This is a genomic window from Streptomyces sp. NPDC051320, assembly GCF_040682175.1.
GTDB lineage: Bacteria > Actinomycetota > Actinomycetes > Streptomycetales > Streptomycetaceae > Streptomyces.
Genome location: NZ_JBFBAL010000002.1, coordinates 142,722 through 158,325, shown reverse-complemented (window position 1 = coordinate 158,325; position 15,604 = coordinate 142,722). Strand labels below are relative to the sequence as shown.

The 15,604-nt window shown below is 70.5% G+C and carries 20 protein-coding genes; 19 read left to right on the top strand and 1 reads right to left on the bottom strand.

The window, feature by feature from the left end:
* The first annotated feature begins 50 nt into the window (after positions 1–50).
* The 5 genes from AB0M87_RS04865 (at position 51) to AB0M87_RS04845 (ending at position 6,994) form a co-directional block, all read left to right on the top strand.
* Positions 51–791, top strand: a complete 741-nt coding sequence (locus AB0M87_RS04865; protein ID WP_365850193.1) for a hypothetical protein — start codon at positions 51–53, stop codon at positions 789–791.
* 62 nt (positions 792–853) lie between these two features.
* Positions 854–1,699 carry a DegV family protein gene (locus AB0M87_RS04860; protein ID WP_365850191.1) on the top strand — a complete coding sequence of 282 codons (846 nt, stop codon included), beginning with the start codon at positions 854–856 and terminating at the stop codon, positions 1,697–1,699.
* Between the two features lie 101 nt (positions 1,700–1,800).
* Positions 1,801–2,874 (top strand): ComEA family DNA-binding protein, encoded by a 1,074-nt coding sequence (locus AB0M87_RS04855; protein ID WP_365850190.1) that lies wholly within the window; start codon positions 1,801–1,803, stop codon positions 2,872–2,874.
* Positions 2,875–2,930: 56 nt separating this feature from the next.
* Positions 2,931–5,240, top strand: a complete 2,310-nt coding sequence (locus tag AB0M87_RS04850; RefSeq protein ID WP_365850188.1) for a ComEC/Rec2 family competence protein — start codon at positions 2,931–2,933, stop codon at positions 5,238–5,240.
* Between the two features lie 23 nt (positions 5,241–5,263).
* Complete coding sequence (locus AB0M87_RS04845; RefSeq protein ID WP_365850187.1) at positions 5,264–6,994, top strand: recombinase family protein; 1,731 nt, start codon at positions 5,264–5,266, stop codon at positions 6,992–6,994.
* Between the two features lie 974 nt (positions 6,995–7,968).
* Here AB0M87_RS04845 and AB0M87_RS04840 read toward each other — a convergent pair.
* Positions 7,969–8,460, bottom strand: coding sequence for a hypothetical protein (locus AB0M87_RS04840; protein WP_365850186.1), 492 nt, complete (start codon positions 8,458–8,460; stop codon positions 7,969–7,971).
* A gap of 150 nt (positions 8,461–8,610) precedes the next feature.
* On the opposite strand from AB0M87_RS04840, the gene AB0M87_RS04835 reads away from it, so the two are divergent.
* The 14 genes from AB0M87_RS04835 to AB0M87_RS04770 all read left to right on the top strand — a co-directional run bounded on the left by AB0M87_RS04835 (position 8,611) and on the right by AB0M87_RS04770 (position 15,597).
* Positions 8,611–8,856 carry a helix-turn-helix transcriptional regulator gene (locus tag AB0M87_RS04835; RefSeq protein ID WP_365850184.1) on the top strand — a complete coding sequence of 82 codons (246 nt, stop codon included), beginning with the start codon at positions 8,611–8,613 and terminating at the stop codon, positions 8,854–8,856.
* Positions 8,856–8,978, top strand: coding sequence for a hypothetical protein (locus tag AB0M87_RS04830; RefSeq protein WP_365850182.1), 123 nt, complete (start codon positions 8,856–8,858; stop codon positions 8,976–8,978). The genes AB0M87_RS04835 and AB0M87_RS04830 overlap by 1 nt, the downstream gene beginning before the upstream one ends.
* Positions 8,975–9,166: a hypothetical protein gene (locus tag AB0M87_RS04825; protein WP_365850180.1), complete on the top strand. Its 192-nt coding sequence runs from the start codon at positions 8,975–8,977 to the stop codon at positions 9,164–9,166. Before AB0M87_RS04830 ends, AB0M87_RS04825 begins: the two co-directional genes overlap by 4 nt.
* An 85-nt stretch (positions 9,167–9,251) precedes the next feature.
* A complete protein-coding gene (locus tag AB0M87_RS04820; protein ID WP_365850178.1) occupies positions 9,252–9,833 on the top strand; it encodes a hypothetical protein in 582 nt (193 codons plus the stop codon).
* On the top strand, positions 9,833–10,300 hold the full coding sequence (locus tag AB0M87_RS04815; RefSeq protein ID WP_365850177.1) for a hypothetical protein: 468 nt from the start codon (positions 9,833–9,835) through the stop codon (positions 10,298–10,300). Before AB0M87_RS04820 ends, AB0M87_RS04815 begins: the two co-directional genes overlap by 1 nt.
* Complete coding sequence (locus tag AB0M87_RS04810) at positions 10,290–10,661, top strand: helix-turn-helix transcriptional regulator (RefSeq protein WP_365850176.1); 372 nt, start codon at positions 10,290–10,292, stop codon at positions 10,659–10,661. Before AB0M87_RS04815 ends, AB0M87_RS04810 begins: the two co-directional genes overlap by 11 nt.
* Positions 10,658–11,086 carry a hypothetical protein gene (locus AB0M87_RS04805; protein ID WP_365850174.1) on the top strand — a complete coding sequence of 143 codons (429 nt, stop codon included), beginning with the start codon at positions 10,658–10,660 and terminating at the stop codon, positions 11,084–11,086. Before AB0M87_RS04810 ends, AB0M87_RS04805 begins: the two co-directional genes overlap by 4 nt.
* Entirely contained in the window at positions 11,083–11,562 is a 480-nt protein-coding gene (locus AB0M87_RS04800) for a hypothetical protein (protein ID WP_365850173.1), read from the top strand. The genes AB0M87_RS04805 and AB0M87_RS04800 overlap by 4 nt, the downstream gene beginning before the upstream one ends.
* 56 nt (positions 11,563–11,618) lie before the next feature.
* Complete coding sequence (locus tag AB0M87_RS04795) at positions 11,619–12,335, top strand: hypothetical protein (RefSeq protein ID WP_365850172.1); 717 nt, start codon at positions 11,619–11,621, stop codon at positions 12,333–12,335.
* On the top strand, positions 12,332–12,751 hold the full coding sequence (locus AB0M87_RS04790) for a hypothetical protein (protein ID WP_365850171.1): 420 nt from the start codon (positions 12,332–12,334) through the stop codon (positions 12,749–12,751). The genes AB0M87_RS04795 and AB0M87_RS04790 overlap by 4 nt, the downstream gene beginning before the upstream one ends.
* Complete coding sequence (locus AB0M87_RS04785; RefSeq protein ID WP_365850169.1) at positions 12,748–13,287, top strand: Holliday junction endonuclease; 540 nt, start codon at positions 12,748–12,750, stop codon at positions 13,285–13,287. Before AB0M87_RS04790 ends, AB0M87_RS04785 begins: the two co-directional genes overlap by 4 nt.
* Positions 13,284–13,793, top strand: a complete 510-nt coding sequence (locus AB0M87_RS04780) for a hypothetical protein (RefSeq protein ID WP_365850167.1) — start codon at positions 13,284–13,286, stop codon at positions 13,791–13,793. The genes AB0M87_RS04785 and AB0M87_RS04780 overlap by 4 nt, the downstream gene beginning before the upstream one ends.
* Complete coding sequence (locus AB0M87_RS04775; RefSeq protein WP_365850165.1) at positions 13,790–14,854, top strand: DUF4326 domain-containing protein; 1,065 nt, start codon at positions 13,790–13,792, stop codon at positions 14,852–14,854. The genes AB0M87_RS04780 and AB0M87_RS04775 overlap by 4 nt, the downstream gene beginning before the upstream one ends.
* Positions 14,854–15,597, top strand: a complete 744-nt coding sequence (locus AB0M87_RS04770; RefSeq protein ID WP_365850163.1) for a hypothetical protein — start codon at positions 14,854–14,856, stop codon at positions 15,595–15,597. Before AB0M87_RS04775 ends, AB0M87_RS04770 begins: the two co-directional genes overlap by 1 nt.
* The last annotated feature ends 7 nt before the right edge of the window (positions 15,598–15,604 follow it).

Below are 15,604 nucleotides of genomic sequence, written 5' to 3'. Positions count from 1 at the left end.
GCCCGTTCCGTTTACGGTGGAGGGACACAGCCGACGACCGAGGGGCACCCATGGACTTCGTGATCCTGATCCTGGCGCTGCTCTTTCTGGCCTTCGTCGGGACCGGGGCCTACCTCACCGTCAAAGCGGTGGGCGCCGCCAAGCGTGGTGTGGACCGCACTATCTCGCAGGCCCGGCGCACCGTCGAGGACACCGCGCTGCGTGCGAAGAGTTACGGCCAGCCGGGCGTCCTGGGCGAGCTCGCACAGCTCCGTCTGACGCTGCGCACGTCCATGCGGGCCACCCAGGACGCGCTGCACGCGGGCGTGGACGAGGACGCGTCCCTGCAGGAGTCGCTGAGTCTTTTCGAGCGGCTCAGCGCACACGGGCTGGAGCTCGACGCGGAACTCAGGCGTCTGGAGCGGGAACCGGACCGGGCGGGATTGAGCGGTCGGCTGCCCGCCCTGCGCGAGCGCACTGAGCAGATCACGCATTCCGCCGACGCGCTCCGCTGGGCGGCGCGGGACCGGGCACGGCGGTTCGCCGACGACGACCTGGCCGCGCTGAACGAGCAGATCGGCGTGGAGGCCGGGGCTCTGCGGCACTGGACCGTGCCCGACGGCGGGCGGACCGGTGCGGCCACGCAGCCCGGTGCGGCCGCACAGACCTGGCCGGATCCAGCCGCCGACGCGAGTCCGGAGACCGGTCCTGAGGCAGTCGGCGAGCCGCAGGCGATCACCGGGCGGGACCGGGAGCAGCGGTCGGCCCGGTATCCGTGGCAGAAGGCCCCGCGTCCGAAGAGCACCAGCTGAATCGCCGTTCCTGAGTGGGGCCGCGCTCCCGGACCACGCCCCCTGCAGGTAATCTCCCGCTCATGTCCCGCATTGTCGCGATCGTCACCGATTCAACGGCCTACCTGCCCCGTCAGACGTTGGGGCGGCACGGCATCACCTCGGTGCCGCTCACCGTGGTCCTCGGTGACCGTGCCCTGGAGGACGGTACGGAGACCTCGGCCCGCGCCCTGGCACTGGCGCTGCAGAAGCGGCGTTCGGTGACCACTTCCCGGCCGAGTCCCGAGGTGTTCGCCGCTACCTACCGCGCCGCCGCCGAGGCCGGTGCCACCGGGATCGTCTCACTGCATCTTTCAGCCGAATTCTCCGGCACCTACGACGCCGCCCTCCTGGCGGCCGAGGACTCGCCCGTGCCGGTACGGGTCGTGGACACCGGCATGGTCGCGATGGCGCTCGGGTTCTGCGCGGTGTCGGCGGCGGAGACCGCAGAGGCGGGCGGCACCCTCGACGATGCGGTCGCCGCCGCCGAGAAGCGCGCCGGGAGCACCTCCGCCTACTTCTACGTGGACACCCTGGACTACCTGCGGCGCGGCGGCCGGATCGGGGCCGCCCAGGCCCTGCTCGGCTCGGCGCTGGCCGTGAAGCCGCTGCTGGAGCTGAACGGCGGGCGTATCGAACTGCTGGAGAAGGTGCGCACGGCATCGAAAGCGATCGCCCGGCTCGAGGAGATCGTCGCGGAGCGCGCCGGGACCAGCCGGGTGGACATCGCGGTGCACCACCTGGCCGCGCCCGAGCGGGCCGCCGCACTGGCCGAGCGGCTGCGGGATCGGGTGCCGGGGCTGGTCGAGCTGGACGTCAGTGAGGTGGGGGCGGTGATCGGGGCGCATACCGGGCCGGGGCTACTGGGGGCCGTGGTCTCGCCACGTTGATCCGCCCGTTCGGGTGGCCCGCTTATCCACAACGAGTGGGTTTTCCACCATAATTGACCTTGATCAGCAAGGTTTTCGTGTGGTGCCTACCGTCTCGTGGCATGACATCCCGAACTCTTGCGTCACGCTCAGCCACCAGCGGCCCCGGCCGCGCCCCGGCATCGGACGGCCGCGCCCGGCATGGCAGACACCGGGTGCGCGGGGGGCGGCCGAGTGCGTCCGTGCCGGCCTCCCGCCTCCGTGCGGAAGCCCTTTTCCCGGCTGCTTCCCCGGCCGGGGGCAGCGAGGGCGGGGCGGTGCTGGAGGCCGAGCGGGGCCCTCTTGCCGCGCGGGCGGTACCGGCGCCCCCACCGGCCGCACCGGCGGATCCACCGGCAGTACCGGCCTCTCCACCCCCGGCCGCATCGTTCGGCCCCGAGGCAGGCGCGCCCCCGCCCACGCGGGCCGGCACGGTGCTCACCGGTGCCGGGGCGGCGTTGCGGGAGCGGCTTCCGGTGTGGGTCCAGTCCCGATGCGGACTCGCTCCCAGGACGCTTGCCGCGCTGGCTGTCGTCCTGGTCGTGGCCGCGGTCCTCGCCGCCCAGCACTTCTGGACCGGCCGGCCACACTCCGTACCGGCCCCCCAACTCGTCAGCGAGGGCCGGCCGAGCGGCGCGGGTACGCGGTCGCCCGCCGTGCCGCTCGCGTCACCGGGGGCGGCCCCCTCCGCGTCGGCCACCCGGGCCGCCGCGCGCATCGTGGTCGACGTGAGCGGCAAGGTCCGGCAGCCGGGAATCCGGCAACTGCCGGCGGGATCGCGGGTCGCCGACGCACTACGTGCCGCTGGCGGCGTCAAGGACGGTGAAGACACCGCCGGGCTGAACCGGGCGCGGGTGCTCACGGACGGCGAGCAGGTCGTCGTCGGCGGGCCTCCGGCGCAGCAGGGAACCGCCGCCCAGGGCGCCGGCAACGGCGCACCCGCCGGCGGGGCCGCCGCGCCGGTCGGACCGGTGAGCCTGAACACCGCCACCGTCGACCAGCTCGACACCCTGCCGGGCGTCGGACCGGTGCTGGCCCAGCACATCATCGACTACCGCACCCAGCACGGCGGCTTTTCCTCCGTCGACGAACTCCGCGAGGTCAACGGGATCGGCGACCGACGCTTCTCCGACCTGCAGCCACTCGTGCAGCCATGACCCGCGCAGCCGTGACCCGCGCAGCCGTGACCCGCGCAGCGGCAACTCCTGGAGCCATGACTCGTGCAGCCGTGACCCGCGCGGCAGTTCATGCGGCATCGGGCCATCGGCTGGGTGCGGCCGACCCGCACCAGGAAGGACCCGCTGATCTGCGGCTGGTGTTCCCCGCGCTGGCAGCCTGGGCTGCTGCGGCCCTGACCGTGGTCGCACCGGGCGGATGGACCGTCGTCACCGTGCTGGTCCTGCTCTGCGCGGTGGTGGCGCTGCTGAGGGGCGGAGCCGTCCGGCCGGGGAGCCGGCTCCGTACGACCGCCGTGGCCGCGACCCTGCTGTGCGCAGCCGCAGGCGCCACATCGGCCGGGCTGCACGGGGCGGACACCCGGCGCGGCCCGCTGCCCGCGCTGGCCCGCCAGTCCGCCCGGGTCACCGCCGAGTTGACCGTCACATCCGACCCGCACCCGACGCGCCCACGGGTCAGGGGTGACCATGCGATGCCGGGATCGGTCGTGCTTGACGCCGAAGTGACCTGGGTGCGGGCTCCGGACGGCACGGCAGCCAGGGTCCGCACCCCTGTCCTGGTGATCGCGCACTCCGACCGATGGCAGCGACTGCTGCCCACCACCCGATTGCGGTTGACCGCCCGGCTGGAACCGCCGCTGGCCGACGGGGACCGCATTGCGGCGGTATTCAGCGTGCCGGGGAAGCAGCCGCCGCGGATCACCGGGTCGCCGACCGGCGTCCAGCGACTGGCGGGCAGGCTGCGCGGCGGTCTGCGCAAGGCCAGCGAAGGGCTTCCCCCGGACGCGCGCGCCCTGCTTCCCGGACTGGTGGTGGGTGACACCGCCCGGGTTCCGCCCGATCTGCAGGACGACTTCGAGGCCACCGATCTCACTCATCTGCTGGCGGTATCGGGCAGCAACCTCACGCTCGTCCTCGCGCTGCTCATCGGGCCGCCCGGTACCGCGCTGCGCGCGGAGCGCGGCGGCCTCGCGCCACGGCTGGGCATTCCGCTGCGTGGCACGGCTGTGCTCGGCGGCGTCCTGACCGCCGCCTTCGTGATCGTCTGCCGACCGGACCCGAGCGTGCTGCGGGCCGCCGCCTGCGGACTCGTCACCCTGTTGGCGATCGGCACGGGCCGACGCAGATCGCTCGTTCCCGCACTGGCTGCCGCGGTCCTGCTGCTGGTTCTGTATGACCCATGGCTGGCCCGCAGTTACGGCTTTCTGCTCTCCGTGCTGGCCACCGGTTCGCTGCTGACCATCGGCCCGCGCTGGAGCACCGCGCTGCAGGAGCGCGGGGTGCCGCCCCGGCTCGCGGAAGTGCTGGCGGCCGCGTCCGCCGCGCAGGCCGTCTGCGCCCCCGTCATCGTGGTGCTGGCCTCCCGGGTCGGGTTGGTGGCAGTCCCCTGCAACCTCCTCGCCGAGCTCGCGGTAGGCCCGGCGACCGTCCTCGGCTTCGCGGCCCTCGCGACGGCGCCGGTGGCCATGCCGGCCGCCGAGGTGCTCGCCCGGTGTGCCGGATGGCCGGCCGGCTGGATCGCCGCTGTGGCTCGCGGCGGGGCCTCGCTGCCCGGCGCGCAGATCGACTGGCCCGGTGGCTGGACCGGCGCACTGCTGCTCGTCGTGGTGATGGCCGCGCTGGTGCCGGTCGCCCGCCGACTGCGCCGACACCCCTGGGCCTGCGCCGCCTGCGCGCTTCTGCTGCTGCTCGCGGTCCTGCGCCCCGCCCCACTCACCCGGATCGTCACCGGCTGGCCTCCGCCGCGCTGGGAGTACGCCATGTGCGATGTCGGCCAGGGGGACGCCACGGTGCTGGCCGTGGGCACCGGCTCGGCCGTCGTCATCGACGCGGGCCCCGACCCGCGCCTCGTCGACCACTGTCTCCGCGCCCTCGGAGTCACCCGGATCCCGCTGCTGCTGCTCACCCACTTCCACGCCGACCACGTCGCGGGCCTGCCCGGTGTACTGCACGGCAGAGCGGTCGGCGCGATCGAGACGACGACCCTCCAGGACCCCCCGGAGCAGAGTGCGTTCGTCCGCCGGACCGCGGCCGCCGCCCATGTCCCGCTCACCCCGGCCGGACCCGACGAACAGCGCAGCATCGGAAGTCTGCACTGGCAGGTGCTGTGGCCACCGGGCACGCCACCGAACGCGCCACCGGGTACGCCCGCGATCTTCCCGGACGGCCCGAACGATGCCAGCGTCACCCTGCTGGTCCGTACCGCCGGACTGACCCTGCTGCTCCCCGGTGACCTCGAACCACCGGCCCAGGAGGCGCTGTTGCGCACCTACCCGACCCTCCCACCGGTGGATGTGCTCAAGGTCCCCCATCATGGATCTGCTTTACTCTTAACGACACTCTGCTGAGGGCGTCAGTAGGAGGGGCAAGCATGGCTGTGCTGACGGCAGTTGAAGCCACACTGGACCAAGAGGTCGCCAGGGCTGCGCGCGAGTACCTGCGCGTCTCCAAGGGTAGAGGGCGTACGGCGCGTAGCATCCGGGACCAGCACAGCGACAACCTGGAAACGGAGAAGGACTTCGGGCCGTGGGCTTGGGGCGAGCCATACAAGGACACGGGGTCGGCGTCGAAGTACGCCCGCAGGGCGCGCGACGACTTCGAGCAGCTGCTCGCGGACCTGCATTCCGGTGAGTTCGGCAACCCCGGCGATGTCCTGGTGCTGTGGGAGATCTCGCGTCTGTCGCGGGAAACGGGCCGCGGCGTGGAGATCGTCGACGCATGCGAGGCGCGGGGCTACCTGATCCACATCACGAGCCATGAGCGGCCTTCGTACAACCCGCGCAACTACAACGACCGACACGAACTGATCTCCGGCATCGCCGATGCGGAGAAGGAGGCCCGCCGGCTGTCGGCCCGCACGCTGCGCGGACTGAACTCTGCCGCTCGCGAGGGGCGCCCGCAGGGCCAGGTGTCCTTCGGATACGTCCGCGACTACGAGGTCATCGACAGCCGTCCCCGGCCGGTCGCGCAGTACCCGCACGAGACAGAAGCACCGCTGATCGCCGAACTGTTCGTCCGGGTCGCCGGTGTCGACGACAACCAGTTCGGCGTGCGGGAAGACGAGACGGTCCCGCTGCTGTACACCAACGGAGCCGCGGGCGGCGGCGGTTGCCTGCCTGAGCCGATGTATGCCCTCTCCAAGGAGTGGGAAGAGCGCGGCATCGTCGGCCGGGACAAAGTGATCGATGGCGAGCTGGTGCCTGGCACGCCGTTCAGCCCGCAGAACTTGCGTTCGATGCTGCTGCGGCCGGCCTACGCGGGGCTGCGCAAGCACAACGGCGCGATCGTCCCCGTGCAGTGGGAGGGCTGGACACCGCTCATCTCCCGGGCCCTGTTCGAGCGGGTGCAGCAGATCCTTGCGGACCCCGCCCGCCGCACGTACACCGGTGAGCACATCAGGCACGTGCTGTCCATGACCATGAGGTGTGGTGTCGGCCGCTGCCCGGTGGCAGTTATGTCCCGCCGCAAGAACGGCAAGAAGGCGCGGCTTGGGTACCAGTGCCACCCCAAGGGCCATGTGTGGATCGCGAAGGACGAGGTGGATCATCTCGTCATCGGTGAGCTCGACCGCTTCGACCCGGAGACCGGCGAGCGGCTACCGCCGAAGCTGGGGGTAATCCTGAGGTGGCTGGCGAACCCCGACCGTCACGCCGCGCTGCGCCACCGCCCTGATGAGCAGGGGAAGCAGAAGGCCGGTCGCGCCGAACTGGAAGAGCTCACCAGGGAATTGCGGCTGCTGAGGGACGCGCCGAAGCCGGCGACGGCGCTGGCCAGGATCGAACGCACCAAGGACATCGAGGAATACGAGACGCTCGTCAGTCAGGCAGAGGGGAGGCTGAGCAAGCTCACTACGCCGGCCCCGCTCGCCGGGCTGCTGCCGGAAGAGCCCATCACCGACGTGGTGCGCTGGTGGCAGCAGGCGGGTGTCGAGAAGCAGCGGGCCATCGCCGCGGCACTTCTGACGCCCGGCATGCTGGGTGAGGTGCGCATCATGCCCTCACCCAGCAAGGGGATCGCTGCGCCTGCGGTCCAGCGGATCGCCTGGCACCGTGATGCCCCGTCAGGAGCACCCCACGCAGACGCTGACGCCGACCAGCGGTGAGGCTGTGACGCCTAAGGAGACGGGGCCCCTGACCGGCGGCGTGCCCGATGGTCGCGGCCTGCGGGTGCGCCCCGGAGGAGCCGAACGGTCCGTCCGCACAGGAGGAGTCGAACGGCCGCCGCGGCCGTGCTGGCGGCCGCGCCCGGCCACAACCGCACTGCTGTCGGCATCGGCCACATCGGAGGCCAGCACAGTCGGCGAGGGGCTCGCGTACGGGCTGGGGGACCCGTAGGCGGACGGTGCAGCCGGAGAGGCGCCGGGGGCGGGCGTGCCGGTGTCGGGCGTACCCGTGCTGGGTGCAGAGCGGTGGAGGCCGGGCGGCGGCGAGTAGGGGGCGGTCGGCGCAGAAGCCGGCGGGTGCTGGCTGGTGTCACTGCTCCATGGCTGAAGGGTGACCAGGGCGACAGTTGCCGTGCTGAGTGTCGCTGCCGTCACGGTGGCCGCGACCTGGGCTCCGTGGTTCTTCAGACCGCCGCGGACTGCTGTGGTGAGGGCCGCCGCCGCTGCGACGGCGCCACCGATGTGGAGCCCCAGGTGCCCCTTACGCCGGACGGGCGTCAGCTCGCCCGGCGGCCCGGACGGTAGTTCGGGAATGTGGCCATTGGCGACGGCCACCTGCGCCGGTGGTACGTCTTCATCATCTCCCCTGTCTTCATCTTCTTCGGCGATCAGTTGTCTCAGAAATGTCACTCGGGCTCGCTGGGCGCGCATCTGCCTGTCGACCCATGTGATCTGCCGCCTCAGCTCGTTCAACTGACCGAGCAGGCGCCGCAAGAACAGACCCCCACAGATGGTGATGACGCCGAGCACACCCGCGACAATGACCAGAGCCATGTCGTCCCCTGTCGGTGCGCGTCGGACTTCGTACATATGGGCGCATGTACGAGACATGAATCGTGCCCCTGGAGTCCCGCTGCGTCACCGGCATATGCCGGGAACGTGACTGGACCGTTATAAACGTTCCGCAGTGCGAACTATCCGGTGCGGCGCGGGGGTTGCTGCCCAGCCCTGCGGGCGCGCCCCGCCGTGATCGCCTCGTAGTCCGCAGCCATCTCCCGCAGGACATCTGCCCGGTCCTGGGGGTCCACGTCCTCGAGCGCTGCGTCAATCATGCGGCGCACGTGCGGTGGAGACGATCGGAGGACCTCCGGAATGGCCGGCGCCTGCTCCGCCTCCTGGCGCTCCATCTCCCTGAGGATCGCGGCTGCATCCGGATAGTGCTCCTGGAGGCGGCCGGCCGTGATGGCGACGGTGCGCGCCATGGCGGCCACGGTGGACGGTTTGCCCGGCACCCGCTTGCGGTTGGCGCCGCGTCCCCGGTAGCCGGCCTCGATCTGCCGCCAGCTCGAGCCCGAGAACTTGTACGGCATGCGGGCCGCTGCGGTTTCGGGGCTGATGCCCTGCGCTTCACGGGCGAGACGGATGAGCGCGCCGTAGCCCGGAGGGCTGAGGTCCTGATCGTCCATGGTCGTTCCCCCTCGTGGTCGCTCGTACTTTCTCGCACTTTATTGAAGGGCGGCAGGTCACGCGAGGGGATGCACGACTCCTTCACAAGGAACAGGCGTTTTCAGGACTGGCCACTTGTGGTCAGTGGTACAAAGTCGTACTGTCGAGACATGAACGAAGACCCAAGAGCCTTCCGCCATCGGCGGATTGAGGGCGGCCTGAGCCAGGCAGCCCTCGCCAGGCGGCTGGGCATCGGCAGGAGCCGCATCTGCGATGTCGAGAAGGGACGCCCCGGACGCGGCCTCGCCCCCAAGCACCTCAAGGCGGCCGCCGACATCTTCGGCTGCACGGTCCACGACCTCCTGCTCCCCGAGGACGACGGGTCCGACGGCACCGGCGTAAGGAGCGTGGCCTGATGCGCGCCCTCATCGACACCGTCTGCCGCTGGGTGTGCGACTGCGGCCACCGCAACCCGCTCTGGCGTGCCCAGTGCCGCGCCTGCGGCTCGGACAGGCAGTTCGGAGCGAGCGCGTCATGAGCCGGGAGATCGTCCTGACGATCCAGCCGGGCGAGTCCATCGACGACTTCGTCAGCCGAATCGCGGACACCGCACCGGAGCCGACACCGCGCCTCATGAACCGTGTCCGCGCGCTGCTCGCCGTCGACAGCCCGGCCGTCACGCCGCTGCACACAGCACCACAGCGCACCATCCGCACCGCTGCCTGAAACGCACTGAGGGCCCGCCGGACGCACCCGACGAGCCCTCTGACCCCACCAGCCGATCACCTTGAGAGAACTGAGGTGGGACCCGATGCCTTCCAGCATCGCACAGCCCCCTGCCGGGCCCCCGGGCCCGACGGCACCACAGAGCCCGGTCCTGCACTGGACGGGTCTCGTCACCCACACCGACGCCACCGGCGACGCCGCCATCTCCTGCACCGACCAGGCCGGCCGCACCGTCGAACTCCACCTGGACGACGACCAGCGCGAAGCCCTCGGACTCAGCCTGGTCGCCCCCGGCGCGGACGGCATGATCTGCACGCCCGCCGACGGCGTTCACGTCCACCCGGCCAACCCGACGGCCGCCGAAGCCGACCGGGACGCCCTCCTCGACTTCCTGCGCGTCGTACACGAGGCGCTGGCCATTCCGTTCGCGGCCACCATCGGCGAGGGCTGGAAGCGTGCGGCGATCCTCGAGGCCCGCCTGCCGCACATCGTCGTGGAGCTGGAGAACCAGCTCGACGACGCCCGGCGCCACACCGCGTACCTGCGGAAGCGGATCGCAGCACACCCGGCGACCGGCTACATCACCGACGCGCAGGCCCGCGCGGCAGTCGCCGACGGCAAGACCTGGCACGAGGCCGTCAACCAGCCTTCAGCCGGGGGTGCGTGATGCCCGAGCCCCTGAACGATGACTACCTGCTCGAGGTGCAGGGCCGCGTCACCGACGCCCGGCCCGGCAAGTGGGACATCACGCTGGACAACGACGGAATGCCGCAGGGCTTCGGCCCATTCGCCTCCGTCGAACCGTGGGCCCTCGGTGAGGCCGTCCCGAACATGCAGTTCTGCGCACACGCACGCAAGGACATCCCCGCGCTGCTCGGAGAAGTCGCCCGGCTGCGCACCCGCATCACCGAGCTGGAGCAGCAGTCGTACGGGCCCGCGCTGCCGTGGGCCGCCCGGATGGACGCCGACGACCTCGAAGGGTTCTTCGCGGACCTCGAGCACGCGGCGGCCGGCGACGACGACCTGACCACCCTCCAGAACATCGAGAAGACCATCACGACCTGGCGGCTGATCGGCGAAGCAACGTACGCGCAGCGCACGGCGCCAGGACCTGGAGGCACCGATGCCCACTGAGCCCATGACCGCCTCCCGCCTCGCCGTGATCCACAGCGCGGTCGCCCGCGATACGCCGACCCCGCAGACCCGCGCGATTCAGGAGCTGCTTCAGGAGGTTGGCCGGCTCACCCCCGCCACCCCGACGAAGTGCCCGCTGACGAGATCAGAACTCCCGATCCTCCTCGACGTGGCGCACGGACACACGGCCCGCAGATCCGCGGAGCACCGGGGGCTCAGCCCGCACACCGTCAAGCAGCACCGACGCAACATCTACCGGCGCCTGGGCGTCGTCACCGCCGCGCAGGCCGTCGCCGTCGCCATGAAACACGGCTGGATCACCCACCAAGACATCCGACAGCCCGGAGAGGAGCAGCGATGAGCACCGAATTGCTCGGCTACAAGGGGACCGTGGTCGACACCGACGACATGCGCACCCAACAGGCCGTACTGGAAGGCATGTTCCCGCTGGGCACCCGCGTACGGCACGCCTGCGGCCGGCTCGGAACGGTCTCCATCGACGAGCCTGCACACGTCCCCGGCGCGTTCGACGGCAAGCCCACCGCCTGGGCCTTCGCCAGGATCGACGACTGCCCGTGCGCCACAGGCGGAGCCACCGCCAAGTGCTCGCCGAGAGCGTGCTTCCCCGCCATGGGCGAGGCCATGATCTGCGTGAACTGGGACAACAACCGCGGCTTCGACAAGTGGCTCGTGTGGGCGCCGCTCTCCCTGGTCCAGGCCGTCAAGGTCACCCGGCACGAGAACCGCCCCGCCAACGCGAACGGCACCGGGCGGGGGCGGCGATGAAGTACATCGTCATCTCCAACGAAGGCGACCTCACCGAGCACGACGGGCATCTGGACTTCCGTACGCTGCTCGGGCCCGAGGGCAAGGCCCGCGTGCTGCTGCATTCGGCTTACGCCGCCGCTGGCTGGGTCAACGACTGCGGGCTGCTCTTCCCGCAGCAGTACCCGCGCAACGTCATCGGGTCCTGTGTGCTCGCCGCGATGGGCGCCGACATGCAGCCGTACGCCGGGCCGATCGTCTTCACCGGCTGGGACGTGGCCAACACCGCGCTCGGTCGCCTCGAGCTCCTCGACACCTTCCGCCCCGGCCTGCCAGAGCTCATTGCCCTGTGCCACGCCAACGTGCGGCGCGCCCTGGCCGGTGAGCCGGTCGTGGACCTCACTCCGTCCTGGGCTGAGCAGACCCGCGAGATAGCCGACCACGTCCGCACCGCCGCCACGCCCGGCCTCACCATTACCACCGGGCGGACGTCATGAACGAGATCGCAGAAGCGCTCCAAGCGGCGTGGAAGGACCCTGCCAGGCGTCGGCCGATGGAGTTTGCGTCTCTCGCGGCCCGGCGGCCCATCGCCGGGTCCGAGCAGGACCAGCTGACGCCGGACGGCACCGACAACCCGCTGTGGGACGTGGTGCGCTGGATGCCCGCCACGCCCTACATCGGCGAAGAGTACGAGCTGGAACCGTTCATCGCGGCCACCGAGTTCGACATTTCCACCGCACAGCGCCTGTCCAAGCTCGGTGCTGAGCTGAGCCCGCTGTGTAAGAGGTACGCCTGGTCGATCATCAGCCCCGGCGATGTGGCCTGGATGTCGAACGTCCTGGGCGGCCGCATGGTCGTGGAGATCGGGGCGGGGAGCGGCTACTGGGCCTGGCAGCTCGAGCAGGCCGGAATCGACGTCGCCGCGTACGACCCCAACCCGGTCGGCGAGAACACGTACTGCACCAGCGGCCCCTCCACCACGGTGCTGCGCGATGACGCCTCCGCGGTCAAGCACCACCAGGACCGGGCGCTGCTCATGGTGTGGCCGCCGTTCCAAGGCGAGAGCGCCCGCCACGCACTGTCCTCGTACGAGGGCGACCTGCTGATCTACGCGGGCGAGAGCTACGGCGGGTGCACCGCCGATGACGACTTCTACGAGCTGCTCGCAGCCGAGTGGGACGAAATCGGCACCTCCCCGCAGCACGTCACCTGGTGGGGAATTCGCTGCCGCCTCTCCGCCTATCAGCGCAGGAGCAGGAGCACTTCATGAGCAGCTACGGCCGCATTGGCCACGTCGACCCCGGGCACGTCCAGACGCCCACCCCGGAGCAGCACCTGCTCGGGCAGATCGCGCGCGGTGAAGTTCTCGCCGGCCCCGATGCCGCCCGCCGGATCGCCGCCCGTCACCAGGCCGCCTACGGCAACGCCGTGTGGGGGCAAGCGCCGGCCGACGCGCCGACCGCTCCCGGCGGTCTCCACAAGACCACCCGTCCGACGTCAACGCCATCCGCGGCAGGTCTGTGCTCGCCTGCCGTAGAAGCCAAGGCAGGAGAGGGGCACTGTTCCTCCCCGTTGATCCCGCCTGCGTCGGACGGGTCCCCAACCGTCCACGTCATGACCGATGCCGAGCTGGACGCACAGATCAAGGCCATCGGCCTCGTGCAGGTCCGCGGTGGCCAGTCATGAGGGCCCCGCAGGTTGTTGGACTCGACCTCTCCATCACCGCGACCGGCATCGCCTACCGCGACGGCTCCACCGGCACTGTCGGCGGTCCCTCGGACCTGGGTGACCGGCGTCTGCTCGTCATCGAGCAGAACGTCGCGATCGCCATCGGTGGCGAAGACATCGGTCCCGGACGGCTGCCCGATCTGGTCGTGATCGAGGACCTCCCCACTCACGCCAAATCGGCCGGGATTACCGGCATGGTCCACGGCGCGGTGCGCGCCGTACTGCTGCGCCGGGACGTCTTGTACGCCGTCATCACCCCGGCCACCCTCAAGGCCTACGCGACCGGCAAGGGCAACGCCGACAAGACCGCGATGGCTATGGCCGCCTACAAGCGCACCGGCCTCGAGTTCGCCGACGACAACCAGTGCGACGCCGCATGGCTGCGCTGGGCCGGCCTGGACCGGCTCGGCTGGCCCCAATTCACCCTGCCCGCCGCACAGCGCGATCGGCTCAACAAGGCCAAGTGGCCTGCCCTGAAAGAAGCCACCTCATGACGAATCTTCGCTTCGACGCCAAAGTCTCGGCATCCGCGCTGGATGCCCTGGAATCGCACGTACGCCCCGTCTACGACCAGCCGGGAGCCCGCCGGCTGTTCATCGGCGAGTTCGCCGCGATCGAGCGCACCGAGCCCGCCCCCGGCACCGAGAAAGAGCCCTCCGTCAGGGTCCGCATCGTCGGCTTGGAGCTGCCGAACGCGGATCAGGAAGGCCTGGTCCGCGATGCACAGCGCTACCTGTTCCTCCAGCGGACGGCCCACGGCACGCTCGATGACGACGGGCAGCTCGAGCTGGACGACACCACGCTGCGCCTGACGGGCGGACAGCTTGCGTACATCGAGACCGCGCGGCTGCGAGCCGCCCTTGGCCACTGGGCTACCTACGCCCGCCGTGTCGTCCACACCTCGAACATGACGGACTCCGAGGTCCGCCACGAGCTCCAACTGGTCGCCGACGGCCTGACCGTCGCTCTCGATGGCGCACGCGACGGTGAGGAGCGATGACTGTGGAGACCGCTTCCGCGATGGCCCCCAGTGCCGATGACGCCCGCACGCTCACCGACCGCATCAAGGTGGCGGTCGAAGGAACGTGGCTGCTAATCCAGGAGGCGTACACCTCCCGGGCCTGGGCCGCTCTCGACTACGCGACGTGGGATGACTACTGCGCTGAGGAGTTCGGTACCTCCCGGCTACGCCTGCCTCGAGAGGAGCGGCAGGAAGTTGTCGCCAGCCTCCGAGAGTCGGGCCTGAGCACCAGGGCAATCGCGTCGGCCACGGGAATGAATCAGTCGACGATCGCCCGCGACCTGCGAGGTGATGCAAATGCATCACCTGCTGTCCAAGGGACTGACGGCAAGACGTACTCAGCACACCTGTTGCCGCCGGCTGTCCGCCAGGTTGCCGCGCTTCTCTTGTACCGCGCCGGATATGGGAGCGACTGGATCACGGAACGTCTCAGCAATGCCGAGATGCCCTCCAGCACGTCCTCCGTCACTTCGGCCCTGGTGGACGCAGCCGCCGCGCACCTCCAAGCGATCGGCATCACCTACTACGGAGTCGGCGAAGCAGTCGCCAAGCTGCGCGGCGAACTCGTATCGCCCCGCGAGCCCGCGCCCGAGCTGGCGCCCGAGCCGGATCTCCTGTCCGGCGACGACTGGGTCCAGCCCACCGAACCCACCCCCGAGGCGATGGCCACTCCGTCCCGCGCACCTGCCCGCAGCGAGTTCGACGGGTGGAGTGACGAAGAGCGCGCACTGCACCGGCAACTCGCGAGCGGCGAGACCGTAGTCGTGTCGATGCGCCGTCACCAGAACTTGATCGCGTGGGCAAGCACGGCCTACCTCTACGAGCGCATCGACCGGCGCAGTCCCTGGGGTAACCCCTTCGAGCTCCCGGGCGATGGCGACCGCGGCACGGTCATCGCCAACTACGAGCAGCACTACCTCCCTTACAAGCCGTCCCTCCTGGACCGGCTGCATGAGCTCAAGGGCAAAGCTCTCGGCTGCTGGTGCGCACCGGATGCCTGCCACGGCGACGTTCTGAAGGACGGAGCTGATGAGCTGTGATGACCATCGACGACTTCGTGATGCTCGGCAAGACCGTGCCCGAGCCGCAGAGCGACGGCCGCACCTTCGTCTGTTCCGCAGGTGTCAGCAGCACGCTTCGCGAACTGATCCGCGTCTACCCGCTCGGACGGTACGGAGCCCCGCGCCGCTGGTCCGTCAGCCAGGTCCCGCTCGAGCGAAACCCGAAGGACTCCCGGCGTGAGTCCTTCAAGGTCGCGGGAGACCGCAGCCCTGGCGCCCACGACCACATCAACGACGCCTTCACCACCGTGCGCCCCGAGTACCCGAAGGCCGGCCGGATCGAGCTCCTGGCGCCGTACGAGGTCGCCTCCATCAAGGAGGCCAACGCCCGCAAGATGTCGCTCGCGGTGATCCACCCCGAGCACCTGGACATCAACTTCGACCACAACCCCGAGAGCCCCGACTCGCCGCAGCTCGCCCTCTTCGACAGCGGCAAGCCGGAACCACAGGGGGCCAAGCGGTTCGCGTACATACCCCGCATCCACTTCCGGGACTCGGAGCGCGAGAACCACTTGATGCTGCGCGACTGGGGCTGCTTCGAGTTCATGCGCAAGTACGGAGATGGGCGCCGGGGCGAACTGCCGGACGCGCTGCACATGACTCCGTCCAGCTCGCTGCTCGTGGGCAACTTCAACCGCCACCGCAGCTCATGGCTGGTGATCTCCGTCCTCAACGGACTCCGCGAAGCCCCCGGCCTCTTCGGCCTCTCCGACGCCGCATGACCACTCG